Origin of the sequence: Undibacterium pigrum (assembly GCF_003201815.1) — a bacterium.
Taxonomy (GTDB): Bacteria; Pseudomonadota; Gammaproteobacteria; order Burkholderiales; family Burkholderiaceae_D; genus Undibacterium; species Undibacterium pigrum.
Genome location: NZ_QJKB01000032.1, coordinates 1 through 5,301, shown reverse-complemented (window position 1 = coordinate 5,301; position 5,301 = coordinate 1). Strand labels below are relative to the sequence as shown.

Below are 5,301 nucleotides of genomic sequence, written 5' to 3'. Positions count from 1 at the left end.
CATGGATCAATTTGGTCTTGCTATCCACGCCTATATGCCCTTTCATGCCGAAGTACCATTGATTGCCCTTTCTGGTCTGGCGCATTTCCGGGTCGCGTTTGCCTTCTTTGTTCTTGGTAGAAGACGGTGCTGAAATGATGGTGGCATCAACGATGGTGCCACCTGATACTTTCATTCCCCGCTCCTGCAGATGACGACCGACTTCTTCGAGATACGTTTGCCAAGTCCATGGCGTTCCAGCAAGTGCCGGAATTTACACACCGTGGTTTCATCCGGCACAGGTTCATTGCCCAGGTCAATCGCAGCAAAGCTACGCATGGAGACGGATTCGTACAGGGCTTCCTCAACAGCCGGATCAGACAGGTTGAACCATTGCTGCAAGAAATAAATGCGCAGCATACGTTCTACACCAACTGGTGGACGTCCGTTACCTGCCTTGGGATAATGAGGCTCTATCAGTTCGCACAGCATCGCCCACGGCACAATCTGGTTCATCTCTGATAGAAACACTGCTCGCTTCGTCGTCTTGGCGTAGCGTTCAAAACTACCTTCGGCAAATGTCGTCTGTCTCATAGTTTTTATGATTCTATGGAGAATAGGCTTATATTACCGTTTCTGAATCAGGGCTCGGGGACTTAATCAGAGATTCCCTAAACAAATGTCTTTTCTATAAAACCGCTGGGACACTACTGAGACAATGTATAATATTGGCATGTGAAAGTAACAAAAGTAACGCAATGCGATTTGGATTACGAGGGATCGACTAAGACTTGTGGATACTGCCGGAATCTTGGAATTCGAAAAAGATGAAATACACAATGTAAATAATGGCAATTGTCTTTCTATATATAATTCGAAAAACAAGAGATAGTGGGGAGATATCAAAATGGTGCGGAAGCGCGTCTTACTCATTTGAGAGACCTATTCAATTTGCAGGAATTCCGGCAACCGTTTTGTTGCCTTGGGAAAGTTGGATTTTTTACATTCAACGCAGTATTCCTATTTTGCTTTCTTCGGTTGAAACGTAAAAAACATGAATTTATGTAATGAATAAAAATTAAAAATAGAGATTCATTACGCTATTTTTTTAAAAAACTGCTATACCTGCTATTGGGTAACTTATGTCGAACATTAAAAACGAAGATTGTCCGAAGATGGCGAAATTTAACCGTATTGATCATATCGCTATTGCTGTAACGGACCTCGATCAATCGATAGATTTTTTTACTTCCATGCTTGGATTTACTTTGTCATGTCGTCGAGTGATTCATGGACTTAAAACAGGGATGGTCTCTGCCGAGTTGGAGCACAACGGTATTAAGTTCGTGTTATGTCAAGGCACGGAACCTGAATCGCAAGTTTCAAAACTTATTGAAAATTATGGTCCTGGGGTTGCTCACATCGCGTTTGCCGTTGATGATGTCGAGGAAGCTGCTTTTATACTTAAAAACCGCAGTTTGACTTTTGATACTACGGTAATTAAAGGGGCCGGTTTGAAGCAAATTTTTTCTAGTCGGGACGGCAATACTGGGTTGAGCTTTGAGTTTATAGAGCGCACTGGAGAAGATAATTTTACAGAAGAGAACATACATGAGCTATTTACCCAGCTCGAAAAACAGGGAACTTATTAAATTAAATTCCTTCACATAGAGCTATATAGTTTATTTATTTAAAAATTAAAGTGATTGAGTAATGGGAACTGGAAAAAATATTTCAAGCTTTTCATCTCTAGAGGTAATGAATTTTTTAAACGAGATATCTTCAAATTTTCCAAAAGCAGTTTCGTTTGCGTCAGGGCGCCCATCTGAACGTTTCTTTGAATCTTCAACATGGTTTGATGCGATATCACGGTTTACAGCCTATTTCGCCGATAAAAATAATATTTCAGTTACTCGCGCTAACAGCCTACTTGCTCAGTACGGAAAAACAAACGGCATTATCTCTGATTTAATTTCAAAACATTTATTAGCTGACGAGTCAATTAAGTGTCAACCAGACCAAATTATCGTCACAGTCGGATGTCAAGAAGCAATTGAGCTTAGTGTAAAGAGTTTGTGTCAAGATAAAAATGATGTGGTTATCGTTAGAACTCCTACTTATATTGGTATCACAGGCGTTTGCGAGTTAAATGGTATAGAGCTCGCTTCGTTTAAAGCTGAACAAAACAACACATTAGATGGCTTGCGCGCCTCTGTCGATGCATTGGAGCGATGTGGAAAAACTCCAAGAGTCTTATATCTAATTCCAGAGTTCGATAATCCTACTGGAGATGTGTTGTCGGAACAAGAACGCATCGAAATTATAAAATTTTGTGCCTCTAAAGGGATAACTATACTTGAAGACAATCCTTATGGAATGTATAGGTTCGAAGGAATAGCGAACGCCCCGATGTTCGCTTTGGATGAATATGGCTGTGTAATCTATCTCGGTACATTTTCTAAAACTATCTGCCCTTCGTTGAGAGTGGGATTCGCCGTATTGCCAAAAAAATGGTTTGGTTGTGAACTGCAAGCCAAAAAATTTTATAATGAGCTATCTCAAAGAAAGAGCTTTATTACGGTCAATACGAGCCAAATCTCACAAGGAATTGTAGGCGGAATCTTGTTGAGGGAAGAGTGTTCGTTGACTAATTTGGTGGCTCCGGCTGTTGATTTTTATAAAGTCAACAGAGACACAATGCTAGAGTGCCTTGAGAATGAATTTGCAGGGCATAAAGAGAAAATAAGCTGGAATACACCATCCGGAGGATTTTTCTTATCAGTATATCTTCCGTTCAAATTTAAAGCGGAAGAAGCGCTTATATGCGCAAAAGATTATGGCGTTTTGGTTATGCCATTATCTTTTTTTGCGCTCGATGACTCTGATGATAGGAATGTACGACTAGCATTTAGTTATGCTGAAATTGGAGAAATTCGTCAAGGAATCCGACAATTTTCTGAGTTTGTGTTAAACCATATGCAAGCGATGGAACATGAAAATGATTTATCTAGCACATGCGAGCCTTGATATTTGAAGGGTGCTATGCTTCCAATAGCGGTATGATACGGAAAAATTCCATTGTTTACTCCTCGGGTCTCATCATTTTACTCAGTTGACGATTTTCACCATGCAGCCAGACGTCGCTTACCACCTTTCGTGTATGACGTCGTTGCTGGAGGGGCATCGCACGAGCTCGCGCTTCGGCGTAACATTAAAGCGTTTAACGATATCGTAATTGTACCGCGTATCGGTTTGGACACTAGTGTCATAACAACAGAAGTAACTTTTTTTGGTGTTAAATACGCTGCTCCCTTTGGAATCGCTCCACTGGGACTGTGTGGACTAGTGCACCCAAACGGAGATATCCTTCTTGCCAAAGCTGCAGCCAAGTTTCGTATTCCTTATGTTGCGAGCACTACAGCAAGTATTTCAGTTGAAAAGATAGCAGACGCATGCGGTGTAGCTCCGTGGTTTCAGCTTTATGCTTCAAAATCGGCCGAGTTAACATATCAACTCATTGATCGCGTAGAGCGACTGGGCTGTCCAGTACTGATAGTTACAGTAGATACTGCTGCGGCAGGTCGTCGACTGCGTGACCTACATAACGGCTTAACACTGCCCTTCCATCTAAATGCTCGTCACCTTGTACAAGCAGCAAGTAGCCCGATTTGGGGAATACGACGCCTCTTAGCTGGCAATGTGCGATTTCCTAATATCGAAGATGCCTCCCAAAAAGGCAAGAAGCTGCCATTCGCGGATCTCATGGCTATGCAAACTGGAGGTATTCTTGACTGGACCGTGTTACGACAGGTGCGGCAACGATGGTCTGGAATCATGTTGCTCAAGGGAGTACTGTCTCCAGCCGATGCGGTATTTGCAGAATCTATTGGGGTGGATGGTCTTATTTTATCGAATCACGGTGGGCGTCAGCTAGACTGCGCGCCGGCACCTATTTCTGTTCTTCCAGATATTGTCAGTACGAATTTAAGAAAGAAATTTCTTGCAGTTGATTCTGGTGTAAGAAGCGGCGGAGATGTTGTTAAAGCATTGGTGCGTGGCGCTGATATGGCTTTCTTTGGCAGAGCGTTTTTGTTTGCACTTGCCGCAGGGGGGGAGAAGTGTATCGACCAATTAATAAATATTCTTCTAGAAGAAACAAGGAATACGATGGCTCTGTCAGGCATTCTATCTGCAGACGCTAAAAGCAGGAGCAATTTTGGTGATACGGAAAAATGATCGTTGATTCCAATCGACCCATTCCCAGTGGAGAACTCGAACACTCTTGTTTGTTAAAATAAACGATCAGGAGAAATAATGAAACAGAAAAAGACATACCACCGGAATTGCGAGAAGAAGTCGTAAAGCTTGTTTTGGCACAAGGGATGACGCTGGGAAAGCGGCATCGCGGATAGGCATTCCGAAAGGGGCTTTAGTTGGTTGTGTGAATGCTGCCAAGAGCGCAGAAACAGCCAATGCAGCACCTGAGAGCCGCACAGTTCCAGGGCTGGAAGCGGAAGTTGCCAAACTGCGCAAGGAATTGGCAGAGACGCGTATGGAGCGAGATATCGTAAAAAAGGCGGAGGTGGGTTCAACCGGTCAACGCGACACTGGAATTAAGTTTACTAGCTGGCGTTTCAAATCCCAAGGTTTTTCTTGGTCGCTGATTTAGCTTGAGCGCAATCTTGTTCAAGTCAGTTTGTGAATATCCAGACAGATCCGTCCCTTTCGGGAAGTATTGACGTAGTAAGCGGTTTGTATTTTCGTTGATGCCTCGCTGCCAAGGACTTTTTGGATCACAGAAGTAAACTTGAACATCGGTCGCGACGGTAAGTTTTTTGTGTTGCGCCAGCTCCATCCCGCGGTCCCATGTCAAGGAGCGGCGCAGTTCCAAGGGTAATTTGCGGACCTGTTTACTTAGAGGCTGTTCGAGATCTTATTGTAAACAAAAGGAATATTGCGTAAACTTAGGTGATGAGAAAAGCCTACCCAAGTGATATCAGTCGAGAACAGTTTTCGAAGATAGAAGATATTCTGCTAAGCGCACGCAAGAAAACCAAGCCGCGCCAAATGGATTTATATGATGTGCTTTGCGCGGTATTGTACGTGTTGAAAAGCGGCTGCCAGTGGGACATGATACCGAGCGACTTTCCTCGCAAAAGTACGGTGTACACGTACTTTAAGCAATGGAAAGAGAAGCCGTTGGGAAGTGAGTTAAGCCTGCTGGAGTAGGCATTAAAAAAATCAGGTTGGCGCGGCCCGTACCAAACATGGTCGGAACGTACACAGCACCTTTTTGATCGTTGATGCCCAGAGTGTCAAAAA

Annotated in this window: 3 protein-coding genes and 3 pseudogenes; 4 read left to right on the top strand and 2 right to left on the bottom strand. The window is 43.3% G+C overall.

The genetic code is table 11. From position 1 onward, the window contains the following. Window positions 1–573 (bottom strand): annotated as a pseudogene (locus DFR42_RS28835) (IS5 family transposase); the annotation flags it as partial. 548 nt (window positions 574–1,121) lie between these two features. On the opposite strand from DFR42_RS28835, the gene DFR42_RS28830 reads away from it, so the two are divergent. From DFR42_RS28830 to DFR42_RS28820, 3 genes are all read left to right on the top strand, one after another. After that, window positions 1,122–1,631 (top strand): VOC family protein, encoded by a 510-nt coding sequence (locus tag DFR42_RS28830; protein WP_110258526.1) that lies wholly within the window; start codon window positions 1,122–1,124, stop codon window positions 1,629–1,631. Between the two features lie 61 nt (window positions 1,632–1,692). Continuing rightward, window positions 1,693–3,006 (top strand): aminotransferase-like domain-containing protein, encoded by a 1,314-nt coding sequence (locus DFR42_RS28825; protein ID WP_110258525.1) that lies wholly within the window; start codon window positions 1,693–1,695, stop codon window positions 3,004–3,006. 51 nt (window positions 3,007–3,057) lie between these two features. Next, the gene (locus DFR42_RS28820; protein ID WP_281275204.1) at window positions 3,058–4,215 is read left to right on the top strand and encodes an alpha-hydroxy acid oxidase; all 1,158 of its coding nucleotides are present in this window, start codon (window positions 3,058–3,060) and stop codon (window positions 4,213–4,215) included. Between the two features lie 352 nt (window positions 4,216–4,567). Here the strand turns inward: DFR42_RS28820 and DFR42_RS28815 are convergent. Further along, window positions 4,568–4,897: pseudogene (locus DFR42_RS28815) on the bottom strand (IS30 family transposase); the annotation flags it as partial. A 53-nt stretch (window positions 4,898–4,950) separates the two neighbouring features. Between DFR42_RS28815 and DFR42_RS28810 the strand changes: the two are divergent. Further along, window positions 4,951–5,301, top strand: a pseudogene (locus DFR42_RS28810) (transposase); the annotation flags it as partial.